We start from the raw sequence: 24,857 nt of genomic DNA on the forward strand, positions 1-24,857 counted from the left end.
TACGGGGGACCCACGGGGGAGCGGAAAGAGAGCGGGACTGGAGGGCCGGGGGGTCCGTCCAGTCCCGCTCTTCCGTTTGCCCGGGAGGGTGTGCCGTTTGTCCGGGAGGGTGTGCCGGCGGGCGGGGTGCGGCGCCTTACGCGGCCGTACGCGCCGTCGCGCACCGTCCGGCCGCGGCGTCCGCCAGCCGTCCCATCGCCTCGTCGCGGTCGCACGCGTACGCGCCCAGCGCCGTCTGCCGGGCGATGACCGACCGCTCCTGCCGCATCAGCCGCCACCCCCTGCGCAGCAGGAACGGCACGGACTTGCGCCCCTCGCGCAGATCCCGCACGAAGCGGCGGCGGAACGTGGTCACCGGCCCGCGGCTCAGGCACAGGGCGTCCGCCAGCAGGCCCAGTTCCCGGCAGCGCGTCACCAGCTCGGCGGCGAAGATGCCCTCCGCGAGGAACAGCGGCGTCCGCCCGATGTCGACCGCTTCCGCGCCGGTGCGGGCGCTCAGCGAGAGGTCGTAGACCGGCACCCGGGTACGGCCGGTGCCGCACAGTTCCGCGATGGCGGCGACGGCCGCGTCCGCGTCCCACGACCCGGGGTGGTCCCAGTCGATGTCGGAACTCTGGGGCACCGTCGGCAGCGTCGGGTCGGTCCCCTCCTTGTAGAAGTCGTCGAGGCGCAGCACCGGGAGACCGGAGCGGGCCGCGAGGAGGGACTTGCCGGAGCCGGAGGGGCCGCAGAGCAGCACGACTCGGGTCGGTATGGGCGGATGGGAGCTCACGGGACACCAGTCTGAGGCATCGAACGGCCGTCGTACGACCCCGCGGGTGGACTTTGCAACCCGCGTCACATCTCGACCGCGCCGCGCGGTGACCTGATCGCGGTGTGCGCTGTTATCAGGGCAGTCCGTAGCAATCCACATCAAGAGGTGGCAGCAGGCATGGCCCGACACGCGTCCCCCCGCACCCCGCACGCACAGCGCGCCCTGGTCGCCCTCGCGACCGCCGGGGCCGCCCTGGCCGCAGGAGCGGCGACGGCTTCCGCGGACAGCGGTGAGACGATCGCCGGCCTGGCCCACACCCGCCCCACCTCGCTGGGCAACATCGACCCGCAGGCCGGGGCCGAGGCCCTGACCGGAACCGTCGGTTACGTCACCGGGCCGGTCTCCGACCTCAAGCCCAACCCGCTGGCAGGCACCGGCGTCGACCCGCTGGACAACGGCGTCGGCACGAAGGTCGCCGACTTCCAGCCGCTGACGTCCACGGCGCTGACCGGGCCGGTGGCTCAGGCCCAGTCCCTCGGCAGCATGCCGGTGCTGGGGCAGGCGACGGAACTGCTGCGCTGACGCGCCCGCACGCGAAGAGCCGCGCCCTCCCCGGACGGAGGGAGGGCGCGGCTCGCTCTCGGTGCGCGCGGTGCCGCGGCTGTCTCAGTACGACGACCCGGACGCGCCCAGCGCGCCCGTCGGGTGCCAGACCGTCTTCGTCTCCAGGAACGCCGTCATGCGGTCGGTGCCCGGTGCCGCCGACCAGTCCACGTTGTCCACAGCCTGTGGACGCAGAACGCGCTTGAGGTTGTCCGCCGCCGCGATCTCCAGCTCCTTCGCCAGCGCCTCGTCGGCGCCCGCGAGGTCGATCGCGTTGACGTCCTGGTGGGCTGCGAGCGGGGCGGCGATCTCCGCCGTACGACCGGAGAGGACGTTGACCACGCCGCCGGGGAGGTCGGAGGTGGCCAGCACCTCGCCGAGGGAGAGGGCGGGGAGCGGCGACTTCTCGCTCGCGATCACGACCGCGGTGTTGCCCGTCGCGATGACCGGGGCGACGACCGAGACCAGGCCCAGGAAGGACGACTCCTGCGGGGCCAGGACGGCGACGACGCCGGTCGGCTCCGGCGAGGACAGGTTGAAGAACGGGCCCGCGACCGGGTTGCCGCCGCCCACCACCTGGGCGATCTTGTCGGTCCAGCCCGCGTACCAGACCCAGCGGTCGATCGCCGCGTCCACCTGCGCCGCCGCCTTCGACTTCGACAGGCCCTCGGCGCCGGCGACCTCCGCGACGTACTGCTCGCGGCGGCCCTCCAGCATCTCGGCGACGCGGTAGAGGATCTGGCCGCGGTTGTACGCCGTCGCGCCGGACCAGCCGCCGAACGCCTTGCGCGCGGCGACCACCGCGTCACGGGCGTCCTTGCGGGAGGAGAGCGGGGCGTTCGCCAGCCACTTGCCCTTTGCGTCGGTCACCTCGTACACCCGGCCGCTCTCGGAACGCGGGAACTTCCCGCCGACGTACAGCTTGTAGGTCTTCAGCACGCTGAGACGCTGCTCGGACTTCTCAGACATCGAGGTACGCCTCCAGGCCGTGGCGGCCGCCCTCGCGGCCGAAGCCCGACTCCTTGTAGCCGCCGAAGGGCGACGTCGGGTCGAACTTGTTGAACGTGTTGGACCAGATCACACCCGCGCGGAGCTTGTTCGCGACCGCCAGGATGCGCGAGCCCTTCTCTGTCCAGATGCCCGCGGACAGGCCGTACGGCGTGTTGTTGGCCTTGGCGACCGCCTCGTCCGGGGTGCGGAACGTGAGGACGGAGAGGACCGGGCCGAAGATCTCGTCGCGGGCGACGGTGTGCGCCTGGGTGACGTTGGTGAAGAGCGTCGGCGCGAACCAGTAGCCGGAGGACGGCAGTTCGCAGGCCGGGGACCAGCGCTCGGCGCCCTCCGCCTCGCCCTGGTCGGCCAGCGCGGTGATACGGGCCAGCTGCTCGGCGGAGTTGATGGCGCCGATGTCGGTGTTCTTGTCCAGCGGGTCGCCCAGGCGCAGGGTGGCCAGGCGGCGCTTGAGCGAGTCGAGCAGCTCGTCGTGGATCGACTCCTGGACCAGCAGGCGGGAGCCCGCGCAGCAGACCTGGCCCTGGTTGAAGAAGATGCCGCTCACGATGCCCTCGACGGCCTGGTCGATCGGGGCGTCGTCGAAGACGATGTTGGCGCCCTTGCCGCCCAGTTCGAGAGTGAGCTTCTTGCGGGTGCCCGCGACCGTGCGGGCGATCTCCTTGCCGACGGCCGTGGAGCCGGTGAAGGCGACCTTGTTCACGTCGGGGTGGGCGGTCAGCGCGGCGCCGGCGCGGCCGTCGCCGGTGACGATGTTGACGACGCCCCGGGGCAGGCCCGCCTGCCGGCAGATGTCCGCGAAGAACAGGGCGGAGAGCGGGGTCGTCTCGGCGGGCTTGAGGACGACCGTGTTGCCGGTCGCCAGGGCCGGGGCGATCTTCCACGCCAGCATCAGGAGCGGGAAGTTCCAGGGGATGACCTGGCCCGCGACGCCCAGCGGGCGCGGGTTCGCGCCGTAGCCGGCGTGGTCGAGCTTGTCGGCCCAGCCCGCGTAGTAGAAGAAGTGCGCGGCGACCAGGGGGAGGTCCGCGTCGCGCGTCTCCCTGATCGGCTTGCCGTTGTCCAGGGTCTCCAGGACGGCCAGCTCGCGACTGCGCTCCTGGATGATCCGGGCGATGCGGAACAGGTACTTCGCGCGCTCGGCGCCGGGGAGCGCCGACCACTTCTCGAAGGCCTTGCGGGCGGCCTTGACGGCCCGGTCCACGTCCGCCTCGCCGGCCTCGGCGACCTCGGAGAGGACCTCCTCGGTCGAGGGGGAGACCGTCTTGAAGACCTTGCCGTCGGCGGCGTCGGTGAACTCGCCGTCGATGAACAGGCCGTACGACGGGGCGATGTCGACGACCGCGCGCGACTCCGGCGCCGGTGCGTACTCGAAAACAGGTGCCATGGTGATCAGTCCACCGTCACGTAGTCGGGGCCGGAGTAGCGGCCGGTGGCCAGCTTCTGGCGCTGCATCAGCAGGTCGTTCAGCAGCGAGGAGGCGCCGAAGCGGAACCAGTGGTTGTCCAGCCAGTCCTCGCCCGCGGTCTCGTTGACCAGGACCAGGAACTTGATCGCGTTCTTGGCGGTGCGGATGCCGCCGGCCGGCTTCACGCCGACCTGGACGCCGGTCTGCGCGCGGAAGTCGCGGACCGCCTCCAGCATCAGGAGGGTGTTGGAGGGCGTGGCGTTGACCGCGACCTTGCCGGTGGAGGTCTTGATGAAGTCGGCGCCCGCCAGCATGCCGAGCCAGCTCGCGCGCCGGATGTTGTCGTACGTCGACAGCTCGCCGGTCTCGAAGATGACCTTCAGGCGGGCCGCCGTCCCGCAGGCCTCGCGTACGGCGGTGATCTCGTCGTACACCTTCATGTAGTGCCCCGCGAGGAACGCCCCGCGGTCGATGACCATGTCGACCTCGTCCGCGCCCGCGGCCACGGCCTCGCGCACGTCGGCCAGCTTGACGGCCAGCGAGGCGCGGCCCGCCGGGAACGCGGTGGCGACCGAGGCGACCTTCACGTCCGAGCCGGCGACGGCCGCCTTCGCGGCGGGCACCATGTCGGGGTAGACGCAGACCGCGGCCGTGGCGGGGGCCGTGCGGTCGGTCGGGTCGGGGCGGACCGCCTTCGCGCCGAGCGCCCGGACCTTGCCCGGGGTGTCCGCGCCTTCCAGCGTCGTCAGGTCGACCATCGAGATGGCGAGGTCGAGGGCGTACGCCTTCGCGGTGGTCTTGATGGAACGGGTGCCGAGCGAGGCGGCGCGCGCCTCCAGGCCGACCGTGTCGACGCCGGGCAGTCCGTGGAGGAAGCGGCGCAGCGTGCTGTCGGACGCGGTGACGTCGGCGAGTCCGTGTGCGGATGCCGCGGGTGCGGCGGATGCGGCGGGTGCAGTGGTGGGCATGGTCACCAGGCGAGCATATCTACGCGCGTAGCGGCTGTACAGTCCCGGGCGCTTATTCGTCCTGACGGCATCGCCCATGAGCGTCCCGGCGGTCGGCGGCGGCAACCGGTCGTGCACAATCGGCAGCATGACGACCCCGGAGCCCCAGTCCCCCTCGCCGCAGCCGCCGGTGCCCGCGTCCAAGGACCGCGTCTACCGCTCGCCCGCGGGCATCGCCGGCGGCGTGCTGCTGCTCGCGCTCGCCCTGTGGCTCGGTATCGACGCCGTCGTCGCCGGCGAGGGGCGCACTCCGTGGACGGCTGCCGCGGCGCTGCTCTTCCTGGTGCCCCTGATCGCCGCCTACACGGTGCGGCCCGCCGTCTTCGCCGGCGACGACCGGATGCGGGTGCGCAATCCCTTCCGCGTGATCGTGCTGCCCTGGGGGCAGGTCGAGTCGTTCCGGTCCGCCTACTCCAACGAGGTCTTCAGCGAGGCCGGCGACAAGTACCAGCTGTGGGCCCTTCCGGTCTCGCTGCGCGGGCGCAAGAAGGCGGCCCGGCAGGAGTCCCGGCGGGTCGCCGGGGGTGGCCGGGGGCGGGGCGGTCTGCTCGGGGGCGGTCGGGGGGCCGGTTCCGGCGGGGCCGTGCACGAGGGTCCGGTGCGGGCCGAGGCCGACAAGGTCATGGACGAGCTGCGGGAGCTGTGGGAGGCCCGGAAGGACGCCGAGACATCGCGGGGTGAGGTGGCTGTGCGGTGGGCGTGGGAGGTCGTGGTGCCGGTGGTGGTGGGGGTTGTGGGGTTGGCGGTGTTGTTGGGGACTGGGTGACGGGGGGGCTGGGGGACTGGTTGGGAGGGGGTCCGGGAGCCCGGGGGCCCGGGAGCTCGGTGGCGGTAGCCCCGTGGCCCTGTGGCCCTGTGGCCCTGTGGCCCTGTGGCCCTGTGGCCCTGTGGCCCTGTGGCCGGGTGGCCGGGTGGCCGGGTGGCCGGGAGGTCGATGGCCGGTGGCCGGTGGCGGTACCCCTGTGCTTGGGAGGCGGGTGGCCCGGCGGGCCTGTGCTCGGGAGGCGGTGGCCTGGCCTGTGCTCGGGAGGCGGGTGGCCTGGCGGGTCTGCGCACAAGAGGCGGGTGGCCCGGCGGGCCTGTGCCCGGGAGGTGGTGGCCTGGCGGGCCTGTGCACAGGAGGCGGTGGCCCTGTGACCGGGAGGGCGGTGGCCAGGTAGCCGGGTGGCCGGTGGCCGGGTGGTTTGGAGGGGGGTGCGTCGTCTTTGGTGCGCACCCCCCGGGTGGGTCAGATGCCTGCCGCTGCCGAGAGGTCTCGCTTGAGTGTCGTCAGCAGGTCCGTCGCCTTCGCGCGGGCCGCGGGGAGGTCGGCGTGGTCGCCGACCGGGACGACCACCTCCAGGTAGCACTTCAGCTTCGGTTCCGTGCCGCTGGGGCGGACGATGACCCGTGCGCCGTCCAGGGTGTAGCGCAGGCCGTCCGTGGGCGGGAGCGTGGCCGTGCCCCGGGTGAGATCCTCGGCGTCCGTGACCGGCAGGCCCGCGAGGTGGGTCGGGGGCTGCTCGCGCAGCCGCTCCATCGCGGCCGAGATGAGGGACAGGTCCTCCACGCGTACCGAGAGCTGGTCGGTGGCGTGCAGGCCGTGCTCCACGGCCAGGTCGTCGAGGAGGTCGAGGAGGGTGCGGCCGTCCTCCTTGAGGGTGGAGGCCAGCTCCGTGATCAGGAGCGCGGCGGTGATGCCGTCCTTGTCGCGGACGCCCTCCGGGTCCACGCAGTAGCCGAGGGCCTCCTCGTAGCCGTAGCGGATGCCGTCGACGCGCGCGATCCACTTGAAGCCGGTGAGGGTCTCGACGTGCGGGCGGTCCGCCTTCTCGGCGATACGGCCGAGGAGGGACGACGACACGATCGACTCCGCGAACGTGCCCTGCGCTCCGCGGGTGACCAGGTGGGCGGCGAGGAGGGCGCCGACCTCGTCGCCGCGGAGCATGCGCCAGTCGTCGGTGGCGTCCCGTACCGCCACCGCGAGGCGGTCGGCGTCCGGGTCGTTGGCGATGATCAGGTCGGGGGCCGTCTCGCGGGCCCTCGCGAAGGCGAGGTCCATCGCACCGGGCTCCTCCGGGTTGGGGAAGGCGACGGTGGGGAAGTCCGGGTCGGGGTCCGCCTGCTCGGTGACGAGGGCGGGGGTGGGGAAGCCGGCCCGGGCGAAGGCGGCGAGGAGGGTGTCCTTGCCGACGCCGTGCATCGCGGTGTAGACCGTGCGGGCCGTGCGGGGGGAGTCGGGGGAGAGGACCGCGTCCGTGCGGGCGAGGTAGGCGTCGAGGACGTCGTCGCCGAGGGTCTGCCAGCCGGTGGTGGGGCGCGGGACGTCGTGCAGGGAGGCCACGGCGTCGATCTCCGCGGCGATGCCGGCGTCCGCGGGGGGCACGATCTGGGAGCCGTCGCCCAGGTACACCTTGTAGCCGTTGTCGCGGGGCGGGTTGTGGCTGGCCGTGACCTCCACGCCGGCGACCGCGCCGAGGTGGCGGATGGCGAAGGCCAGCACCGGGGTGGGGAGGGGGCGGGGGAGTACGGCCGCCCTGAGGCCGGCGCCGGTCATGACCGCGGCGGTGTCGCGGGCGAAGTCCTCGGACTTGTGGCGGGCGTCGTAGCCGATGACGACGAGGCCGGCTGTGTCGTCCCCGTGAGGGGTTCCCTGCTTCTTGAGGTAGGCGGCGAGGCCCGCTGCGGCGCGGATGACCACGGAGCGGTTCATGCGCATCGGGCCGGCGCCTAGCTCGCCGCGGAGGCCCGCGGTGCCGAACTGGAGGGTGCCGGAGAAGCGTGCGGTGAGCTCTGCGTGGTCCTCGGCGTCGATGAGCTTGGCGAGTTCGGCACGGGTGTCCGCGTCGGGGTCCTCGGCCAGCCATGCCTTGGCCCGTGCGAGGAGGTCGTCTTGCACGTCGGTCAGCCTCTCGTGTGTCGGTTGTTCCGTGGGTGGATGCCTGCGGCGGCCTGTGGCTGCTTCGGTGGGGGTGCGCGTAGCGCCGTGCGTTGTGTTGTGGGTCGGGGGCGCGCCGGGGGGTGTCCGTCCTCGGAACGGCGCGGAATCGGTCGGCCACAGAAGTGACCTGTGTTGACGCGCCAACCGCTGCGGGCGGACACCCCCCGGCACGCCCCCTTCTCGCCGTACGCGGCTCTCCCGCGTACCCGCGTAGCTGCGGGCAGGCGTGCCGCTGGGGCGGCACGGGTGGCACCCGGCAGGCGCCAGGTCGCGTCCCACCCCCGGCGCCCGCACCCACGCCGGGGGTGGGTGAACGCCGGGTTGCGAGGCCGGCCCTGGTGTCCGGTTACAGCCGGCCCAGGACCTGGGTCAGGAGCGCGCCCATCCGGGTGGCGGAGTCGCGGCCCGCCTGGAGGACCTCCTCGTGGTTGAGCGGCTCGCCCGTCATGCCCGCGGCGAGGTTGGTGACCAGGGAGATGCCCAGTACCTCCGCGCCGGCCTCACGGGCGGCGATCGCCTCCAGGACCGTCGACATGCCCACCAGGTCGGCCCCGATGACGCGGGCCATGCGGATCTCGGCCGGGGTCTCGTAGTGCGGGCCGGGGAACTGGGCGTAGACGCCCTCCTCCAGCGTGGGGTCGACCTCCTTGCACAGGGCCCGCAGGCGGGGGGAGTAGAGGTCGGTGAGGTCGACGAAGTTGGCGCCGACGATGGGGGAGGTGGCGGTGAGGTTGATGTGGTCGCTGATCAGGACCGGCTGGCCGGGGCGCATGCCCTCGCGCAGGCCGCCGCAGCCGTTGGTCAGGATGATCGTCTTGGCGCCGGCCGCCACCGCGGTGCGGACGCCGTGGGAGACGGCGGCGACGCCGTGGCCCTCGTAGTAGTGGGTGCGGCCCAGGAAGACCAGTGCGCGCTTGTCGCCGATCGAGTACGAGCGGATCTTGCCGCCGTGACCCTCCACCGCGGGCTTGGGGAAGCCCGGCAGGTCGGTGACCTGGAGATCGGCCTCGGGGGCGCCCAGGGCGTCCACGGCCGGTGCCCAGCCGGAGCCCATCACGAGGGCGACGTCGTGGGTCTCGGCGCCGGTGAGTTCGCGCAGGCGGGCCGCGGCGGCGTCGGCGGCGGCGTAGGGGTCGCCCTGGATGTCGTCCGGAAGAAGAGATGCGTTCACGCCGAAGAGGGTATCCGGTTTCCGCCTACGCGCGTAGATGACAGAGGTCACGGGATGGTGATGGTTCGGTTGGAGGATCTGACAGGGGTGGCGTCAGCAGGGGCGTTTGCGGAGTTCCATCACGTAGTCGTGAGGGGCGCCCGCCGATTCGGCCGCGTCCGCCACCTCGCCCAGGTAGCGGGCGGAGGGCAGGCCGCCCTCGTAGGCGTTCAGGACGTACGTCCATGCCTTCTCCTCGCCCTCCAGGGTGTGGACGCGCACCCGGGTGCGGCGATAGATGTCCAGACCCACGCCCTCCCACCGGTCGAGCGAGTCCTCGTCCATCGGGGCGACGTCGTAGAGCGCCACGAACACCTGTGAGATCGGGTCCTCGACCAGGGTCGCCAGCGCGCCCTCCCAGCCCATGTGCTCGCCCCCGAAGGTCAGTCGCCACCCGTTCAGCCAGCCGGTCGCGCGCAGCGGCGAGTGGGGAGCGCGGCGGGTCATGAGCCGCGCGTCGAGGTTGCCGGCATAAGCGGCGTAGAGCGACATGGGGGAAGGGTACGACAGGCGTCACGCGCATCACGTTCGTAACGGTGGTCCCCCCGGGCAGCCGCCCGTTGAAGGGTGCGGGACAATGGAGTACGTGACTCGGATCGTGATCATTGGCGGCGGACCCGGCGGATACGAAGCGGCGCTGGTGGCCGCGCAACTCGGTGCGGAGGTGACCGTCGTCGACTGCGACGGTCTGGGCGGGGCGTCGGTGCTGACCGACTGCGTGCCGTCCAAGACCCTCATCGCCACGGCCGAGGTGATGACCACCTTCGACTCCTCCTACGAGGAGCTGGGGATCATCGTCGCCGACGACACCCCGCCCATGGAGCAGGCCGCCCGGGTCGTGGGCGTCGACCTCGGGAAGGTCAACCGACGGGTCAAGCGGCTCGCGCTCGCCCAGTCGCACGACATCACCGCCTCCGTGACGCGGGCCGGCGCACGGGTCATGCGCGGGCGCGGCCGGCTGGAGGGGATGCAGGCGCTCGACGGGTCACGGAAGGTCGTGGTGCGCGCCGCCGACGGGAGCGAGGAGACGCTGACCGCGGACGCAGTGCTGATCGCCACCGGCGGGCATCCGCGTGAGCTGCCGGACGCGCGGCCCGACGGGGAGCGCATCCTGAACTGGACCCAGGTCTACGACCTGGACGAGTTGCCGGAAGAGCTGATCGTGGTCGGGTCCGGTGTGACCGGTGCCGAGTTCGCCGGTGCCTACCAGGCGCTCGGGTCGCGGGTCACCCTCGTGTCGTCGCGGGACCGGGTGCTGCCCGGTGAGGACCCCGACGCCGCCGCCGTGCTGGAGGACGTCTTCCGGCGGCGCGGCATGAACGTCATGTCGCGGTCCCGGGCCCAGTCCGCCAAACGGGTGGGGGACCGGGTGGAGGTCACGCTCGCCGACGGACGGGTCATCACCGGGTCGCACTGCCTGGTGGCCGTCGGCGCCATCCCCAACACCGACGGGATGGGTCTCGAGGAGGCCGGGGTCAAGCTCAAGGACTCCGGGCACATCCGCACCGACCGCGTGTCGCGGACCTCGGCTCCCGGTGTGTACGCCGCCGGTGACGTCACCGGTGTCTTCGCGCTGGCTTCGGTGGCGGCGATGCAGGGGCGCATCGCCATGTACCACTTCCTCGGGGACGCGGTCACTCCGCTGAACCTCAAGACCGTCTCCGCCAACGTCTTCACCGACCCCGAGATCGCCACCGTCGGCTACTCCCAGGCCGACGTCGACGCCGGCAAGATCGACGCCCGCGTGGTGAAGCTGCCGCTGCTGCGCAACCCGCGCGCCAAGATGCAGGGCATCCGGGACGGCTTCGTCAAGATCTTCTGCCGGCCCGGCACCGAGATCGTGGTGGGCGGTGTCGTGGTGGCGCCGCGTGCCTCGGAGCTGATCCACCCCATCTCCCTCGCCGTCGACAACAACCTGACGGTCGAGCAGATCGCCAACGCCTTCACCGTGTATCCGTCGCTCTCCGGATCGATCGCGGAGGTCGCCCGGCAGCTGCACACGCGGAAGGCGGGGGGAGAGGGCTAGCGTCCTGGGGCGCGGCTTGAAGTGACTCCCCGCTGGTCACAGGGAGTTGTGGCGTTTGCGGGTGGCATAGGCGGGCAGAGTAGGCGCTTATACCACTTCTGGTACTCCCTTGCGAACAACTTCTGTTATTCGGCGCATACTGCTGAAAGCAGACGGTCGTTGGGGTTACTGTCAGTTTCGTGTTCGCTGCAGAACGTCGCCAATTGATCCTCGAAATGGTGCGCGCGAACGGGGCCGTGTCGCTCCGTGAGCTCGCCCGCGTCGTCCAGACCTCCGAAGTGACCGTACGGCGGGACGTGCGCGCACTGGAGGCAGAAGGACTCCTCGACCGCCGGCACGGCGGTGCGGTACTGCCGGGTGGGTTCACGCGAGAGTCCGGCTTCCCGCAGAAGTCCCATCTCGCGACCGCCGAGAAGACGGCCATCGCCGATCTCGCCGCGGGCTTCGTCGAAGAGGGCGAGGCCATCGTGGTGGGTGCCGGGACGACCACGCAGGAGCTGGCCCGCCGGCTCGCGCGGGTGCCCGGGCTGACCGTCGTCACCAACTCGCTGCTGGTGGCCCAGGCCCTCGCGCACGCCAACCGGGTCGAGGTCGTGATGACCGGCGGCACGCTCCGCGGGTCCAACTACGCCCTGGTCGGGTCGGGTGCCGAGCAGTCCCTGCAAGGGCTGCGGGTGTCCAAGGCCTTTCTGTCCGGGAGCGGGCTGACGGCGGAGCGGGGGCTGTCCACGTCCAACATGCTGTCGGCGTCCGTCGACCGCGCGCTGGTGCAGGCCGCCGCCGAGGTCGTCGTCCTCGCCGACCACTCCAAGCTGGGCACGGACACCATGTTCCAGACCGTGCCCACGGACCTCATCACGCGCCTGGTCACCGACGAGGCGCCGGCTCACGACGACCGTGCCGCCACCGAGTTGCAGGCCCTTGCCGACCAAGGGGTGCAGATCGCCGTGGCGGGCGCGTCCGGCGGTGCGGCGTCCGGCCCGGGGGGCTCAGGGGCCCCGGGGGGTGATGCCGTCCCGGCGCGTCAGCAGCGCCGCGACGTGCCGCTTCCGGGGCCGCGCCGACAGGTTCCGGGCGCGGCGGCGGGGCTCCGCTCGGCGACCGCCCTGGGCGAACAGCCGGCCGGGCCGGAACGGGCGCGCGTCGCCGACATGCGCCGACGCTAGCCGTCGTACGGCCGCCCCGGCGGCCGCCGCACTGCCTCGGCGGCCGTCGTACGGTCCCGGGCGCGCCCCCCCGAAAACGGCGGGGCGCCCGGCGGGACCGGTTGGTCGGTCCGCCGGGCGCCCCGGATGCATTCCTGCGGGTGCCTCAGTCCTTGATCTCGCAGATCGCCGCGCCGGAGGTCACGGAGGCCCCGATCTCGGCGCCCAGGCCCTTGATGGTGCCGGACTTGTGGGCGTTGAGGGGCTGCTCCATCTTCATCGCCTCGAGTACGACGATCAGGTCGCCCTCCTGGACCTCCTGGCCCTCCTCGACGGCGATCTTGACGATGGTGCCCTGCATCGGCGAGGCGAGGGTGTCGCCGGAGGCCGCGGGGCCGGACTTCTTCGCCGCGCGGCGCTTGGGCCGGGCGCCGGCCGCCAGTCCGGTGCGGGCCAGGGACATGCCCAGGCTGGAGGGCAGGGAGACCTCCAGACGCTTGCCGCCGACCTCGACGACGACCGTCTCGCGGCCCGACTCCTCGTCCGCCTCGGTGTCGGCGGGCGCGTTGAAGGGCTTGATGTCGTTGACGAACTCCGTCTCGATCCACCGGGTGTGGACCGTGAAGGGGTCGCTGGAGCCGGTCAGCTCCGGTGCGAACGCCGCGTCACGCACGACCGTGCGGTGGAACGGGATGGCCGTGGCCATGCCCTCCACGGTGAACTCGTCCAGGGCGCGGGCGGCGCGCTGGAGGGCCTCCTTGCGGGTGCGGCCGGTCACGATGAGCTTGGCCAGCAGGGAGTCCCACGCCGGGCCGATCACGCTGCCGGACTCGACACCGGCGTCGAGGCGGACACCGGGGCCGGTGGGCGCGTCGAAGAGGGTGACGGTGCCGGGGGCGGGCAGGAAGCCGCGGCCCGGGTCCTCGCCGTTGATGCGGAACTCGAACGAGTGGCCGCGCAGCTCAGGGTCGTCGTAGCCGAGCTTCTCGCCGTCGGCGATGCGGAACATCTCGCGGACCAGGTCGATGCCGGCGACCTCCTCGGTGACCGGGTGCTCGACCTGCAGACGGGTGTTGACCTCCAGGAAGGAGATCGTGCCGTCCATGCCGACGAGGAACTCCACGGTCCCGGCGCCGACGTAGCCGGCCTCCTTCAGGATCGCCTTGGATGACGAGTACAGCTCGTCCATCTGCGCCTGGGACAGGAACGGGGCGGGGGCTTCCTCGACCAGCTTCTGGTGGCGGCGCTGCAGCGAGCAGTCACGGGTGGAGACGACGACCACGTTGCCGTGCTGGTCGGCCAGGCACTGGGTCTCCACGTGGCGGGGCTTGTCGAGGTAGCGCTCGACGAAGCACTCGCCGCGGCCGAACGCGGCCACCGCCTCACGGACGGCGGAGTCGTACAGCTCGGGGACCTCGTCCAGGGTGCGGGCGACCTTCAGGCCGCGTCCGCCGCCGCCGAAGGCGGCCTTGATCGCGATCGGCAGGCCGTGCTCCTCGGCGAACGCGACGACCTCGTCCGCGCCGGAGACCGGGTCGGGGGTGCCCGCGACCAGCGGGGCGCCCGCGCGCTGCGCGATGTGCCTGGCCGCGACCTTGTCGCCCAGGTCACGGATGGCGTGCGGGGGCGGACCGATCCAGATCAGGTCCGCGTCCAGGACCGCCTGGGCGAACTCGGCGTTCTCGGAAAGGAATCCGTAGCCGGGGTGGATGGCGTCCGCGCCCGACTCCCGCGCGGCCTTGAGGACCTTGTCGATGTCCAGATAGCTGGTGCCGGGGGTGTCACCACCCAGGGCGAACGCCTCATCAGCGGCACGGACGTGCAGAGCGTCCCGGTCCGGGTCCGCGTAGACGGCCACGCTCGCGATCCCCGCGTCCCGGCAGGCCCGGGCCACACGGACAGCGATTTCGCCACGATTGGCGATGAGCACCTTGCGCACGATTGAGGCTCCCTCCTTGAAACAAGCCGATTTTAGGGACTGCCGACACGGCACTTCGACCCGTCCCCAATGGTGAGCTTGCCCACACGGAGCGTGATTCGAGGCTCGCTCGACCTGCGAAAGCCCTTGTAGTACCGCGCTACGCAGGACTCATGGGGGAAACCCTAGCTCCCTCGTGTGGTCAAGGTCTCTGTAAGAGCGTGCTGCGGGCCACTCCGTTTCTTTGTCGAGTCCCTACTAATGGCCCAATGATTCTTTGCTCGCGGCAGACCCCTTGTCGCGAGGTTTACCCGTTAGTAGCGTGCTGGCTGTCTCGGACGTACTTGGGGTAACAGCTGTCCCGTGCGGCAGCGGTCGAAAGTGGGTGGGGGCCGGTGTCAGTGCGCAGGCCGGTGGCGTGGATCGTGACGGTCGTGCTCTTCCTGGAGGCGGTCGGCGTCGCGGCGCTGAACTGGTTCCTGGGGATCGTCGTCGACAGGCAGGACATGTCCCTGGCCGGTCTCGATCCGGACGCGATGTCCGTGTCGTCGAAGATCGGCGGAGTGGTCTTCGGGCTCTACTTCGCGCTGTGCGGGCTGGTCGCCCTGCTGGTGGCGCTCCGCGACCGCGCGCCGGCCGGGCTCGGCCGGATCCTGCTGATCAGCGCGGCCGTGGTGCACGGGCTGCTCGGGGCCTTCACCTGGGGACTGGTGGGCCCCGGCGCCTTCGTCTTCATGATCGTCGTGCTCGGGCTCATCGTGCTGCTGCTGATGACCTACGACGCCCACGAGCGGCCCGCGCCCGCGGCGCGCCCCGAGGACGGCGCGGGCGACGACGGTACGCCGGTCAGCCCGCCGCCGGCGCCCACAACTCCGTGATGCCGGTCCCCAGCTCGGCGAGCAGCCGCCGCAGCAGGGGCAGGCTGAGGCCGATCACGTTGCCGTGGTCCCCGTCGATGCCGTCGATGAACGGGGCCGAGCGGCCGTCCAGGGTGAACGCCCCGGCGACGTACAGCGGCTCTCCGGAGGCCACGTAGGCCGCGATCTCCTCGTCGGTGGGCTCGCCGAAGCGGACGAGGGTGGAGGCGGTGGCCGAGACGTGGCGGCCGGAGGCGGTGTCCCAGACGCAGTGGCCGGTCTGCAGGGTGCCCGCCCGGCCGCGCATCGCCTTCCAGCGGGCGGTCGCCTCCTCGGCGTCCGCCGGCTTGCCGAGGGCCTGGCCGTCCAGGTCGAGCACCGAGTCGCAGCCGATCACCAGGGCACCGTGCACCTCGGGCTTCGCGGCCACGACGGAGGCCTTGGCCTCGGCCAGGGCGAGGGCCAGCTCGGCGGGGGTGGGGGCGGTGACGGCGTCCTCGTCGACCCCGCTCACCAGCACCTCGGGAGCCAGGCCGGCCTGGCGGAGCAGGCCCAGTCGGGCCGGGGACTGGGAGGCGAGGACGAGGCGGCGGCGCGGCTGCTGGTCGGTCATGGGACCAGGGTATCGGCGGCGCGGGGATCGCCGGCGGCTCAGTGCAGGCCGGCGACCAGCATCGCGAGAACCATCGCCAGCGCCAGGAAGACGCCCAGTCGCCGCAGCCGGTGCTGCATGTCGCGCAGTTCCTCGGGCGGCTCGTTCTTCGGGTCGGACCACAGCATGGCACCAGCGTGCGGCTTGGGCGGGGGGCTGCGCTTGAGTACGGGTACCTAGATCGGGGCGCGGGGTTCCGCCGCCGTGCGCCCACGCGGCGGAGCCGCATATCGGCACCGCCTCGCGCCCCTGGGCGTTCGCCCTCAGGCCGGCCAGTAGGTGCGGCCCCATGTCGCCGGCCCCGGCTGGGGCAACCGGTGGGCGGCGATACGGGCAGGGTCGGACCACGCGTCCCTGCTGCCCGGCGCGGCCGCGGGCGGCGCTTCCGCCGCGACCGCGCGGGCCCTGACCACCGTCAGGGCCGCGGCCAGTTCCTCCGGGGTCGGGTTGCCCCGTACGACCTTGATCACAGCGGCTCCTTAGAGGGGGATGTTGCCGTGCTTCTTCGGGGGGAGGGATTCGCGCTTGGTACGCAGTTGGCGCAGGCCGCGGACGATGTGGCGGCGGGTGTCGGACGGCATGATCACCGCGTCGACGTAGCCGCGTTCGGCCGCCGTGTAGGGGTTGAGGAGGGCGTCCTCGTACTCCTGGATCAGACGGGCGCGGGTGGCCTCGACGTCGTCACCGGCCTCGGCGAGGGTGCGGCGGTGCAGGATGTTGACCGCGCCCTGCGCGCCCATGACGGCGATCTGGGCGGTCGGCCAGGCCAGGTTGAGGTCGGCGCCCAGGTGCTTGGAGCCCATGACGTCGTAGGCGCCGCCGAAGGCCTTGCGGGTGATGACCGTGATGAGGGGGACGGTGGCCTCGGCGTAGGCGTAGATCAGCTTGGCGCCGCGGCGGATGATGCCGTCGTGCTCCTGGTCGACGCCGGGCAGGAAGCCGGGGACGTCCACGAAGGTGATCACGGGGACGTTGAAGGCGTCGCAGGTGCGGACGAAGCGGGCCGCCTTCTCGGAGGCGGTGATGTCCAGGCAGCCGGCGAACTGCATCGGCTGGTTGGCGACGATGCCGACCGGGCGGCCCTCGACCCGGCCGAAGCCGGTCAGGATGTTCGGCGCGAACATCGCCTGGGTCTCGAAGAACTCCGCGTCGTCGAGGACGTGCTCGATGACCGTGTGCATGTCGTACGGCTGGTTCGCCGAGTCCGGGACGATCACGTCCAGCTCGGCGTCCTCGTCGGTGACCGCGAGGTCGGCCTCCTCGGGGAAGGCGGGCGGCTCGGAGAGGTTGTTGGACGGCAGGTACGACAGCAGTTGCTTGACGTACTCGATGGCGTCCTTCTCGTCGCCGGCCATGTGGTGCGCCACGCCCGAGTTGGTGTTGTGGGTGCGGGCGCCGCCCAGCTCCTCGAAGCCGACGTCCTCGCCGGTGACGGTCTTGATGACGTCGGGTCCGGTGATGAACATGTGCGAGGTCTGGTCGACCATGACCGTGAAGTCGGTGATCGCCGGGGAGTAGACCGCGCCGCCCGCGCAGGGGCCCACGACCAGGCTGATCTGAGGGATGACGCCGGAGGCGTGGGTGTTGCGGCGGAAGATCTCGCCGTAGGCGCCGAGCGAGGCGACGCCCTCCTGGATGCGGGCGCCGCCGGAGTCGTTGATGCCGATGACCGGGCAGCCGGTCTTCAGCGCGAAGTCCATGACCTTGACGATCTTCTGGCCGTAGACCTCGCCCAGGGCGCCGCCGAAGACGGTGAAGTCCTGGGAGAACACGGCGACGGGGCGGCCGTCGACGGTGCCGTAGCCGGTGACGACGCCGTCGCCGTAAGGGCGGTTGGCGTCCAGGCCGAAGTTGGTGGAGCGGTGCCGGGCGAACTCGTCCAGCTCGACGAAGGAGCCCTCGTCGAGCAGGAGCTCGATGCGCTCACGGGCCGTCAGCTTGCCCTTGGCGTGCTGCTTCTCCACGGCACGTGAGGAACCGGCGTGCGTCGCCTCCTCGATACGGCGCGTCAGATCCGCGAGCTTGCCCGCGGTCGTGTGGATGTCGGGCTGCTGCTCTTCCGGCTCGGACATCGGGATGCGGCTCCCTGCCTGCTCAAAAGGGGGGACGGTTACTCGTTCGTAGAGTAGTAGGGGGTCTTCCGTTCGGCAGTGCGGTCTTTCCCACACCTAGGGTGGGTTGCATGACGCCGCGCGATGCCTCTGGCTCCCCGAGCAACCGCTGGTCCGACCTGGACCGGCCGCCCCTCAACGGCACGGCCCTGCGCCGGGCGCTGGTGCGGCAGGGAGGGCTGTGGCGGCAGGTGGACGTGGTGCAGCGGACCGGCTCCACCAACTCCGACCTCGTGGCCCGCGCCGCCGACGAGGAGCTGGAGGAGGGGGCCGTCCTGGTCGCCGAGGAGCAGACCGCCGCACGGGGCCGCCTGGACCGGCAGTGGACGGCACCGCCCCGCTCCGGGCTCTTCTTCTCCGTGCTGCTGCGGCCCACCGAGGTGCCGGTGGCCCGCTGGGGCTGGCTGCCGCTGCTCACCGGCGTGGCCGTGGCGACCGGTCTCTCCCGGGTGGCGGGCGTCGACACGGCCCTGAAGTGGCCCAACGACCTGCTGGTGACCGTCGGCGACGAGGAGCGCAAGGCCGGCGGCATCCTCGCCGAGCGGGCCGGCGACGGGGTCGTGATCGGCGTCGGCGTCAACGTCAGTCTCCGGGCCGACGAGCTGCCGGTCCCGCAGGCCGGCTCGCTGGCGCTGGCCGGCGCCGCGAACACCGACCGGGACCCGCTGCTGCGGGGCGTCCTGCGGTCGCTGGAGGACTGGTACGGGCGGTGGCGGTCGGCGGAGGGCGACCCGGTGGCCGCCGGGCTCCAGGAGACCTACGTGGCGGGCTGCGCCACGCTCGGACGCGTGGTCCGGGCCGAGCTGCCCGGTGACCGGTCACTGGTCGGGGAGGCGGTGGCCGTGGACGGCGACGGGCGGCTGGTACTGGCCACGGGTGCGGGCGTGCAGGAGCCGGTGGGGGCCGGGGACATCGTGCACCTGAGATTGGCGTGAGCGAGGCTCGGCGGGAGGCCGGGCGGGGCGGGAACGGTCCGGTGCCGGGCCGGGCGCGCGCGAACGGGAGTGCCGGCTTGCAGGGCGGGGGCGCGGGAGAGCCCGTGGGGGCATCGTGCACCTGCCGTTGGTGTGAGCCCGGTTCAAGGACATGCTCGGGGCGCGCAGGGGCCGGTGCGGGTTCGGGCTTCCGCCGCGCGGGGGCACGCCGGCCGCAGGACGGGGCCGGGGATGCGGGAGCCCTTGAGGCCGGGGGACCGCCCGCGGCTGCGGGTGGCGTGAGTGCCGTTCCGGGCGCAGGCTCGGGCGAGCGGGGTTCGTGCGCGCTCCGGCCTGTGGCTGTACGGCGAGGGGGCGTGTGCCGAGTGGGAGAACGGTGGCGTCCGTGCGGGACCGGGGACCCGGGATCCGGGATCCCGGATCCGGGATGCGGGGCGGGCCCGGGGACGGCGGGCCCGGAGTGCCGCCGCACGGCAGTGAGCTGGGGCACACCTGACGTAAAGTTGTGGCCGGTCGATATCTGACCGCGGCAGATCGGAAGGGCAGCAGGCTTGAGCGTCGACGACACGGGCTCCGGCGCGGACGGGGACGGCCGGGTGGACCCCGAGCCCGCCCCGGACTCCGCCGACTCCGGCGAGGACCCGCTCGCGCTGCGCCTCGAAGGGCTCATCCTGGGCGCCGAGCGCCGCTACACCCCCTTCCAGGCCGCCCGCAGCGCGGGCGTCTCCATGGAGCTGGCGTCCCGTTTCTGGCGGGCCATGGGCTTCGCCGACATAGGCCAGGCCAGAGCGCTCACCGAGGCCGACGTCCTCGCCCTGCGGCGGCTGGCCGGTCTGGTGGAGGCGGGCCTGCTCAGCGAGGCGATGGCCGTGCAGGTGGCCCGGTCCACCGGGCAGACCACCGCCCGGTTGGCCGAGTGGCAGATCGACTCCTTCCTGGAGGGCCTGACCGAGCCCCCCGAGCCCGGGATGACGCGCACCGAGGTGACGTACCCGATCGTCGAGCTGCTCCTGCCCGAACTGCAGGAGTTCCTCGTCTACGTCTGGCGCCGCCAGCTCGCCGCCTCCGCGGGCCGGGTCGTGCAGGCCGCCGACGACGAGGAGATGGTGGACCGGCGGCTCGCGGTCGGCTTCGCCGACCTGGTCGGCTTCACCCGGCTGACCCGCCGGATGGAGGAGGAGGAACTCGGCGAACTGGTCGAGGCCTTCGAGACCACCGCCGCCGACCTGGTCGCCGCGCGCGGTGGACGGCTGATCAAGACCCTCGGCGACGAGGTGCTCTACGCCGCCGACGACGCCGGAACGGCCGCGGAGATCGCGCTGCTCCTCGTCGAGACGCTGGCGAACGACGAGACCATGCCGGAACTGCGCGTCGGCATCGCCTTCGGCACGGTCACCACCCGGATGGGCGACGTCTTCGGTTCGACCGTGAACCTGGCCTCCCGGCTGACCTCGATAGCTCCCCGTGACGCCGTCCTCGTCGACGCCGCGCTCGCCGAGGAGCTGATCCGCACGCAGGACGCGCCGGCCTCGGAGGCGGTCGCGGCCGAGGAGGCCGCCGCCGCGGAGAAGGCGGGCGAGGACCCGCCGTCGTACCGCTTCGCGCTCCAGCCGATGTGGCAGCGCCCGGTGCGCGGTCTCGGCGTGGTCGAGCCCTGGCTGCTCACCCGCCGGGGCGACGACGGCGACGGGTCCTGAGGCCCGAGGGGCGTCCCGGTGGCGGTCAGTTGCCGCCGCGCAGGTCCACGCAGAGGCCGATGACCGGCACGCACAGCCCCGGATCGTGGGGTTCCGGGGCGGGGGCCGCAGGTGTGCCGCGGTCCGGGGGCCGGGTCGGTGTGGGGTGCGGGGCGTCGGAGTGCGGGGGCCGTGGGGCGTGGGTGGAGCCCGGCGGCCGTGCGGTGTCCGGCGCGGCCGTGGCGCCGGACAGGTCTTCGGGCGGGTTCGGAGCCACGGGGACGGTCGTCGTACCGGAGGACGAGAACGAGGACGACGACGAGGCCGAGGGGTGGGGCGGGGACGGGGCCGGTATCGGTCCGCCCGCCGGGGAGCCGCTCAGACCGCCCATGGCGGACGTCGCCGAGGGGCTCACGTCGGACGGACCGGCGGTGCGGGCGGCGCCCGGTGTCCCCGCCCGGTCCGTCGCGGTCTCCCCGCCCCCGCGCGGGTCCACGCGCGGCGCGGCCTCGGCGCCGTGGCCCCCCGCGTCGCCGTCCGGTCCGGGCAGCAGGCGTACGAGGCTCAGCGCGCCGGCCGCGAAGGCCAGGCCGCCCGCGGCCAGCAGCACCTTGCGGGGCCGCGGTCGGCGGTGTCGGCCCCGGCGGCCCCAAGGGTGCGCCCGTCCTGTCGGTGTGCCGGTCGTCGTCATGAATCCTCCCCGGTGCCACGGCCCCCCGCCGCGCCGTGGCGGGGCGACGCTACGCGGTGCCGGTGGTCCCGGTACGACGGTCGGTCGGATGTCACTCGAACGGGTGGACGGCGTGGCGCGGGGGCGGGGCGGGTCCGGCCTTCCGTCGCGCGGGCATGCCTGCGATGATCGGACGGTCGGCTGTTAACACGCGTTAACCGGAGGGTGTCATGAGCGAGGAGCGGTTCGGAGATTTCGTCCTGGTGCGGCGGCACGGGGACGGGCATGTCGCGGAGCTCGCGCTCGACCGGCCGAAGGCCATGAACGCCGTCTCGACCGCGATGGCCCGCTCCGTCGCCGAGGCGTGCGCGGCGCTCGCCGGGGACCGCGGCGTGCGGGCGGTGGTGCTGACCTCGACCCACGATCGGGCGTTCTGCGTCGGCGCCGATTTGAAGGAGCGCAACTCCTTCTCCGACGCCGACCTGCTGCGCCAGCGGCCGGTGACGCGGGGCGCGTACACCTCGGTGCTGGAGCTGCCGGTGCCGACGATCGCGGCCGTGCACGGCTTCGCGCTGGGCGGCGGCTTCGAGCTGGCGCTCTCCTGCGACGTGATCGTGGCCGACCCCACGGCGGTCGTGGGGCTGCCCGAGGTGTCCGTCGGGGTGATCCCGGGCGGCGGCGGTACGCAGTTGCTGCCGCGCCGGGTGGGGGCGGCGCGCGCCGCCGAGCTGGTGTTCACGGCGCGGCGCGTGGAGGCCGCGGAGGCGCGCGAGCTGGGGCTGGTGGACCAGCTGGTGGACGAGGGGCGGGACCGGGAGGAGGCGCTGGAGCTGGCGTCCCGGATGGCCGCGAACTCGCCCGTGGGGCTGCGGGCGGCCAAGCGGGCGCTGCGGCTCGGACACGGACTGGACCTGCGGGCGGGGCTCGAGGTCGAGGACGCGGCGTGGCGCGCGGTGGCGTTCTCGGGTGACCGCGCGGAGGGGGTGGCGGCGTTCAACGAGAAGCGGGCGCCGCGGTGGCCGGGGGAGTAGCACGCGGGTCGCATGCGCCCCGTTCGCCCTGCTTGAGTCACATTTCGGGCTGAATCTCCCTAGCCTGGAGTGATGGGTGAGGACAGACGGCTGGCGGCGGTGGTGGCACTGGCGCAGGGCATGGCCGCCGCGCACAGCTCCCGCGAGGCGTGGCGGGCGGCGGCGGCCGGTGCGTGTCTGGCGCTGGGCGGCAGCTTCGCCGCGCTGTCGGTGTGGGAACGCGAGCTGGGCCGGCTCCGCGTCCTGGTGAACGTGGGCAGGCGGGCCGAGGACGAGGAGGAGTTCCCGGAGGACGAGTCCTACCCGGTGCACCAGTTCGCGGAGATCACCGAGTTCCTGCACGAGCGCTGGGCCGGCGGTGGTGAGCCCGACGCCTGGGTGGAGACGGCCGAGGGGCCCGCCACCGGGCGGCCGGGGTACGTCCATCAGCGCGTCGCCGCGCTGCGCCGCCGGGGGCGCGGCTGCTGCGTCGTCGCCCCGATCGTGCTGCACGGCCGCGCCTGGGGTGAGCTGTACGTGGCCCGCCCCGTGGGGGACCCGGTCTTCGCGCGGCCCGACGCCGACTTCGCCACCGTGCTGGCCTCGGTCGTGGCCGCCGGGATCGCGCAGGCCGAGCGTCTCGAGGAGGTCCGGCGCCTCGCCTACACCGACGCGCTCACCGGGCTGGCCAACCGCCGCGCCGTGGACGCGGCGCTGGACGAGGCCGTCGAGCGGCACCGCAGGGACGACGTGGTCGTGAGTCTCGTCGTCTGCGATCTGAACGGCCTCAAGCGGGTGAACGACACGCACGGGCACGCCGTCGGGGACCGGCTCCTGGAGCGGTTCGGGTCGGTGCTGTCGCTGTGCGGGGCGATGCTGCCGGGGGCGCTGGCCGCGCGGCTGGGCGGGGACGAGTTCTGCCTGCTCGCGGTCGGGCCGTCCGCCGACGACGTGGTCAAGGCCGCCGAGGAGCTGTGCCGCCGGGCGGCCGAGCTGGAGCTGGGCGACGGGGTGGCCTGCGGGGTCGCGTCCACGGAGGACGAGGTCGGGCCGGTGCGCTCCGCCCGCCGGCTGTTCCGGCTCGCCGACGCCGCCCAGTACCGCGCCAAGGCGGAGCGGTCGGCGGGACCCGTCGTCGCGGGCCGCGAGGGACCGGACGACCCCGTCGTACGGCTGGCCGACGAGCCGTCCCGGGAGGAGGGCGGGGAGCGCCGGCGCTTCCGGGGGCGGCACTCGCCGTAGGGCGGGGTCCCGCGCGAGGGTCACCTCCGTAAGGGGTGCGGGCGGTAAGGGGTGAAACCGCTGCCCGATGGTGACGCATCCCCTCGTCGTCCCCTCGTGACATCAAGGAATTCACTGCGTACGCTCCTGAATATGGATATGCACACTGTGGTGGTGGGGACGTCCGGGGTGACCGCGTCCGACGTTCTCGCCGTGGCGCGCGCCGGCGCCCGGGTCGAGCTCTCCGACGAGGCCGTGGCGGCCCTGGCCGCGGCCCGCGACATCGTGGACGCGCTGGCCGCCAAGCCGGAACCCGTCTATGGGGTGAGCACCGGCTTCGGCGCCCTGGCGACCCGGCACATCAGCCCGGAACTGCGGGCACAGCTCCAGCGCAACATCGTCCGCTCGCACGCCGCCGGGATGGGCCCGCGGGTCGAGCGCGAGGTGGTCCGCGCGCTGATGTTCCTGCGTCTGAAGACCGTCTGCTCCGGCCGGACCGGCGTCCGCCCGGAGGTGGCGCGGACCATGGCCGACGTGCTGAACGCCGGGATCACCCCGGTCGTGCACGAGTACGGCTCCCTGGGCTGCTCCGGCGACCTCGCGCCGCTGTCGCACTGCGCGCTGACCCTGATGGGCGAGGGGGACGCCGAGGGCCCCGACGGCACCGTGCGCCCGGCCGGTGAACTGCTCGCCGAGCACGGGATCACGCCGGTCGAGCTGCGCGAGAAGGAGGGCCTCGCCCTCCTCAACGGCACCGACGGCATGCTCGGCATGCTGGTCATGGCCCTCGCCGACCTCGACACCCTCTACAAGTCCGCCGACGTCACCGCCGCGCTGACCATGGAGGCCCTGCTCGGCACCGACAAGGTGCTCGCCCCCGAGCTGCACGCCATCCGCCCGCACCCCGGGCAGGCCGCCAGCGCCGCCAACATGCTCGCCGTGCTCGACGGCTCGGGCCTGACCGGCCACCACCAGGACGACGCCCCCCGCGTCCAGGACGCCTACTCGGTGCGCTGCGCCCCGCAGGTCGCCGGTGCCGGACGCGACACCATGGCCCACGCGGGGCTGGTCGCCGAGCGCGAGCTGGCGGCCGCCGTGGACAACCCCGTGGTGCTGCCCGACGGACGGGTGGAGTCCAACGGCAACTTCCACGGCGCCCCGGTCGCCTACGTCCTGGACTTCCTCGCCGTGGCCGTCGCCGACCTCGGGTCCATCGCCGAGCGGCGCACCGACCGGCTGCTCGACAAGAACCGCAGCCACGGCCTGCCGCCCTTCCTCGCCGACGACGCGGGCGTCGACTCCGGGCTGATGATCGCCCAGTACACGCAGGCGGCCCTGGTCGGCGAGTTGAAGCGGCTCGCCGTACCGGCCTCGGCGGACTCGATCCCGTCCTCCGCGATGCAGGAGGACCACGTGTCCATGGGCTGGTCGGCGGCGCGCAAGCTGCGCACGGCCGTCGACAACCTGGCCCGCGTGATCGCCGTCGAGCTGTACGCCGCCACCCGCGCGATCCAGCTCCGCGAGGGCCTGACCCCGGCCCCGGCCTCGCGGGCCGTCATCGACGCCGTACGGGCCGCGGGCGTGCAGGGCCCGGGACCCGACCGGTACTTGTCACCGGACCTGGCCGCGGCGGACGCCTTCGTGCGGGCCGGGCACCTGGTCGCGGCGGCGGAGACGGTCACCGGACCGCTGCGCTGACGCCGACGCGCGAGGGGCCCCGTCC

The 24,857-nt window shown here is 73.1% G+C and carries 23 protein-coding genes; 10 read left to right on the top strand and 13 right to left on the bottom strand.

Annotated elements, in window-relative coordinates; translation table 11 throughout:
* Positions 1-136 precede the first annotated feature (136 nt).
* Entirely contained in the window at positions 137-772 is a 636-nt protein-coding gene (locus tag ACGF3J_RS05750) for a uridine kinase (protein WP_393853518.1), read from the bottom strand.
* Between the two features lie 159 nt (positions 773-931).
* Between ACGF3J_RS05750 and ACGF3J_RS05755 the strand changes: the two genes are divergently transcribed.
* The gene (locus ACGF3J_RS05755; protein WP_161331909.1) at positions 932-1,336 is read left to right on the top strand and encodes a hypothetical protein; all 405 of its coding nucleotides are present in this window, start codon (positions 932-934) and stop codon (positions 1,334-1,336) included.
* Positions 1,337-1,420: 84 nt separating this feature from the next.
* Here ACGF3J_RS05755 and ACGF3J_RS05760 read toward each other — a convergent pair whose 3' ends face one another.
* Genes ACGF3J_RS05760 through deoC form a run of 3 tightly spaced genes read right to left on the bottom strand, consistent with a single transcriptional unit; the run spans position 1,421 to position 4,744 of the window.
* The gene (locus tag ACGF3J_RS05760; RefSeq protein ID WP_161331910.1) at positions 1,421-2,326 is read right to left on the bottom strand and encodes an aldehyde dehydrogenase family protein; all 906 of its coding nucleotides are present in this window, start codon (positions 2,324-2,326) and stop codon (positions 1,421-1,423) included.
* Entirely contained in the window at positions 2,319-3,755 is a 1,437-nt protein-coding gene (locus ACGF3J_RS05765) for an aldehyde dehydrogenase family protein (protein ID WP_161331911.1), read from the bottom strand. The genes ACGF3J_RS05760 and ACGF3J_RS05765 overlap by 8 nt, the downstream gene beginning before the upstream one ends.
* A gap of 5 nt (positions 3,756-3,760) precedes the next feature.
* Positions 3,761-4,744: a deoxyribose-phosphate aldolase gene (gene deoC, locus ACGF3J_RS05770; protein ID WP_161331918.1), complete on the bottom strand. Its 984-nt coding sequence runs from the start codon at positions 4,742-4,744 to the stop codon at positions 3,761-3,763.
* A 127-nt stretch (positions 4,745-4,871) separates the two neighbouring features.
* Between deoC and ACGF3J_RS05775 the strand changes: the two genes are divergently transcribed.
* Positions 4,872-5,549, top strand: a complete 678-nt coding sequence (locus ACGF3J_RS05775; RefSeq protein ID WP_393853519.1) for a PH domain-containing protein — start codon at positions 4,872-4,874, stop codon at positions 5,547-5,549.
* A gap of 462 nt (positions 5,550-6,011) precedes the next feature.
* Here the strand turns inward: ACGF3J_RS05775 and ACGF3J_RS05780 are convergent, their stop codons facing one another.
* The 3 genes from ACGF3J_RS05780 to ACGF3J_RS05790 all read right to left on the bottom strand — a co-directional run bounded on the left by ACGF3J_RS05780 (position 6,012) and on the right by ACGF3J_RS05790 (position 9,405).
* Positions 6,012-7,661 carry a phospho-sugar mutase gene (locus tag ACGF3J_RS05780; RefSeq protein WP_161330872.1) on the bottom strand — a complete coding sequence of 550 codons (1,650 nt, stop codon included), beginning with the start codon at positions 7,659-7,661 and terminating at the stop codon, positions 6,012-6,014.
* A gap of 388 nt (positions 7,662-8,049) precedes the next feature.
* A complete protein-coding gene (locus tag ACGF3J_RS05785; RefSeq protein ID WP_122615924.1) occupies positions 8,050-8,874 on the bottom strand; it encodes a purine-nucleoside phosphorylase in 825 nt (274 codons plus the stop codon).
* Positions 8,875-8,967: 93 nt separating this feature from the next.
* Complete coding sequence (locus ACGF3J_RS05790; protein ID WP_125495169.1) at positions 8,968-9,405, bottom strand: gamma-glutamylcyclotransferase; 438 nt, start codon at positions 9,403-9,405, stop codon at positions 8,968-8,970.
* 85 nt (positions 9,406-9,490) lie between these two features.
* Between ACGF3J_RS05790 and ACGF3J_RS05795 the strand changes: the two genes are divergently transcribed.
* Positions 9,491-10,939: an NAD(P)H-quinone dehydrogenase gene (locus ACGF3J_RS05795; protein ID WP_161330873.1), complete on the top strand. Its 1,449-nt coding sequence runs from the start codon at positions 9,491-9,493 to the stop codon at positions 10,937-10,939.
* Between the two features lie 179 nt (positions 10,940-11,118).
* Positions 11,119-12,105, top strand: coding sequence for a DeoR/GlpR family DNA-binding transcription regulator (locus tag ACGF3J_RS05800; protein WP_161330874.1), 987 nt, complete (start codon positions 11,119-11,121; stop codon positions 12,103-12,105).
* Positions 12,106-12,250: 145 nt separating this feature from the next.
* Here ACGF3J_RS05800 and ACGF3J_RS05805 read toward each other — a convergent pair whose 3' ends face one another.
* A complete protein-coding gene (locus tag ACGF3J_RS05805) occupies positions 12,251-14,023 on the bottom strand; it encodes a biotin carboxylase N-terminal domain-containing protein (RefSeq protein ID WP_161329402.1) in 1,773 nt (590 codons plus the stop codon).
* A gap of 374 nt (positions 14,024-14,397) precedes the next feature.
* On the opposite strand from ACGF3J_RS05805, the gene ACGF3J_RS05810 reads away from it, so the two are divergent.
* Complete coding sequence (locus ACGF3J_RS05810) at positions 14,398-14,880, top strand: hypothetical protein (RefSeq protein WP_161329401.1); 483 nt, start codon at positions 14,398-14,400, stop codon at positions 14,878-14,880.
* On the opposite strand, the gene ACGF3J_RS05815 is transcribed toward ACGF3J_RS05810, so the two are convergent.
* From ACGF3J_RS05815 to ACGF3J_RS05830, 4 genes are all read right to left on the bottom strand, one after another.
* The gene (locus tag ACGF3J_RS05815; RefSeq protein WP_161329400.1) at positions 14,849-15,472 is read right to left on the bottom strand and encodes a nucleoside triphosphate pyrophosphatase; all 624 of its coding nucleotides are present in this window, start codon (positions 15,470-15,472) and stop codon (positions 14,849-14,851) included. The two genes, ACGF3J_RS05810 and ACGF3J_RS05815, sit on opposite strands and share 32 nt — an antisense overlap.
* Before the next feature lie 38 nt (positions 15,473-15,510).
* Positions 15,511-15,639, bottom strand: a complete 129-nt coding sequence (gene mmpB, locus ACGF3J_RS05820) for a morphogenic membrane protein MmpB (protein WP_272924142.1) — start codon at positions 15,637-15,639, stop codon at positions 15,511-15,513.
* Between the two features lie 135 nt (positions 15,640-15,774).
* Positions 15,775-15,981 carry an acyl-CoA carboxylase subunit epsilon gene (locus ACGF3J_RS05825; RefSeq protein ID WP_161329399.1) on the bottom strand — a complete coding sequence of 69 codons (207 nt, stop codon included), beginning with the start codon at positions 15,979-15,981 and terminating at the stop codon, positions 15,775-15,777.
* A 9-nt stretch (positions 15,982-15,990) separates the two neighbouring features.
* Positions 15,991-17,583: an acyl-CoA carboxylase subunit beta gene (locus tag ACGF3J_RS05830; protein WP_161329398.1), complete on the bottom strand. Its 1,593-nt coding sequence runs from the start codon at positions 17,581-17,583 to the stop codon at positions 15,991-15,993.
* A 110-nt stretch (positions 17,584-17,693) separates the two neighbouring features.
* Here ACGF3J_RS05830 and ACGF3J_RS05835 point away from each other — a divergent pair, with 110 nt between their 5' ends.
* Positions 17,694-18,557 (top strand): biotin--[acetyl-CoA-carboxylase] ligase, encoded by an 864-nt coding sequence (locus ACGF3J_RS05835; RefSeq protein ID WP_161329397.1) that lies wholly within the window; start codon positions 17,694-17,696, stop codon positions 18,555-18,557.
* A 551-nt stretch (positions 18,558-19,108) separates the two neighbouring features.
* The gene (locus tag ACGF3J_RS05840; RefSeq protein WP_161329396.1) at positions 19,109-20,254 is read left to right on the top strand and encodes an adenylate/guanylate cyclase domain-containing protein; all 1,146 of its coding nucleotides are present in this window, start codon (positions 19,109-19,111) and stop codon (positions 20,252-20,254) included.
* A 25-nt stretch (positions 20,255-20,279) separates the two neighbouring features.
* Here ACGF3J_RS05840 and ACGF3J_RS05845 read toward each other — a convergent pair whose 3' ends face one another.
* On the bottom strand, positions 20,280-20,924 hold the full coding sequence (locus tag ACGF3J_RS05845; RefSeq protein WP_202558275.1) for a hypothetical protein: 645 nt from the start codon (positions 20,922-20,924) through the stop codon (positions 20,280-20,282).
* Positions 20,925-21,133: 209 nt separating this feature from the next.
* On the opposite strand from ACGF3J_RS05845, the gene ACGF3J_RS05850 reads away from it, so the two are divergent.
* From ACGF3J_RS05850 to hutH, 3 genes are all read left to right on the top strand, one after another.
* A complete protein-coding gene (locus tag ACGF3J_RS05850) occupies positions 21,134-21,934 on the top strand; it encodes an enoyl-CoA hydratase/isomerase family protein (RefSeq protein WP_161329395.1) in 801 nt (266 codons plus the stop codon).
* A gap of 72 nt (positions 21,935-22,006) precedes the next feature.
* Complete coding sequence (locus ACGF3J_RS05855) at positions 22,007-23,155, top strand: sensor domain-containing diguanylate cyclase (RefSeq protein ID WP_161329394.1); 1,149 nt, start codon at positions 22,007-22,009, stop codon at positions 23,153-23,155.
* Between the two features lie 138 nt (positions 23,156-23,293).
* Positions 23,294-24,832, top strand: coding sequence for a histidine ammonia-lyase (gene hutH / locus ACGF3J_RS05860; protein ID WP_161329404.1), 1,539 nt, complete (start codon positions 23,294-23,296; stop codon positions 24,830-24,832).
* The last annotated feature ends 25 nt before the right edge of the window (positions 24,833-24,857 follow it).

Source organism: Streptomyces sp. NPDC048171, assembly GCF_043202655.1.
Classification (GTDB): domain Bacteria; phylum Actinomycetota; class Actinomycetes; order Streptomycetales; family Streptomycetaceae; genus Streptomyces.